Origin of the sequence: Microvirga tunisiensis (assembly GCF_009296175.1) — a bacterium.
Taxonomy (GTDB): domain Bacteria; phylum Pseudomonadota; class Alphaproteobacteria; order Rhizobiales; family Beijerinckiaceae; genus Microvirga; species Microvirga tunisiensis.
In genome coordinates this window covers 1-1,083 of the sequence record NZ_VOSK01000832.1, presented here as the reverse complement: position 1 = coordinate 1,083, position 1,083 = coordinate 1, and the positions used below count along the sequence as shown (strand labels likewise).

Below are 1,083 nucleotides of genomic sequence, written 5' to 3'. Positions count from 1 at the left end.
AGCGTCGTTTGCGCCTCAACGAAGTCCGTCATCGAGCGACAGCGGGCAAGCGACTGTAGACCATCGATGTTGTGTTGCAGGCGCTTCTGACTGCGGTCGACCACTTCCCGCGAGACCTCCTGCAGGCCACGAGCGAGAGCGGTGCTGGACTGGGCCACAGCGCGCAAGTTGTGCGCTGCCTCTTCGCTCAGCCCTAAGGCAACTGCATCGGTTCGGTCGGCTGTCGGCAAGCCGTGGCCGATCGAGCGGCGGGACAACTCCGAGAAGGCGCCGAAGCTAGTCTGGACTGCTTCCTGCATCGCTTGAACCAGGGTCCGGGCGCTTTCCACGCCAGCCTGCAGCGTATCGGCCACTTCCTCGGTTACCCGCTGCACGGCCTCACCCTGCTCACGGGCACGGCGGGCCTCGAACCGTTTGGTGTCGTCAATGCTTGCCATTTCATCCTCCACTGTCTCGACGATGGCGATGGCTTCCTCGTCGCTCAGCACTTTGAGCACCGCGGGAAGCAGTTCCTTTCGGTCGTCGCGGATGTGCTGCTGGAACGCCCTCCGCAACTCCGTCACCTGGCTGATGAACTCAGCACTGTTCTTGGGCCTGCGCTCCAGCTCACTGAGGAGCGCAGCCGTTTCGTCATTGTCATTGATAGCCTCCTGCAGGAGATCGAGCATTCCGTGCCGTCTCAGCACGGGAAACAGGTGCTCCTCCTGAAGGCTGGCGAGGAGTTCTAACTCGTCCTTCAGGTCTGCGAACAGGCGCTCACGGGTTTTGACTGCGTTGTCGGACGTGGCGAGGAGCTTCTCGAAAAGTTCATTCGCTTTGTCCGGTGGTGCCTGGCTGAATTGTCCATTCGTCATTGTTCCTCGCAAATCATCAAGGTGACGGCCTCAAGCCCTGCAGCTTGGACCACATGCTGTGACACTCATATGTCGACTGAACTGAATGCGTTACGCGCGGCTCACGTCTGGCGGGCAATCCACCGCGCCCGCCAGCTGACTTCGCTGCCGTTGACTTGCTACTGACCTTCGAGGGCGCTTGTCCCTGAGTTCGGCCCGCAGGGGCCAAATTTTTGATTTGCTTTTTTAA

Annotated in this window: 1 protein-coding gene; it reads right to left on the bottom strand. The window is 60.2% G+C overall.

Going from position 1 to position 1,083, the window contains the following annotated elements; all coding sequences use genetic code 11:
- A partial coding sequence (locus FS320_RS46905; protein ID WP_192926436.1) for a phasin family protein occupies window positions 1-854 on the bottom strand: 854 nt, incomplete at its 3' end.
- Window positions 855-1,083 lie beyond the last annotated feature (229 nt).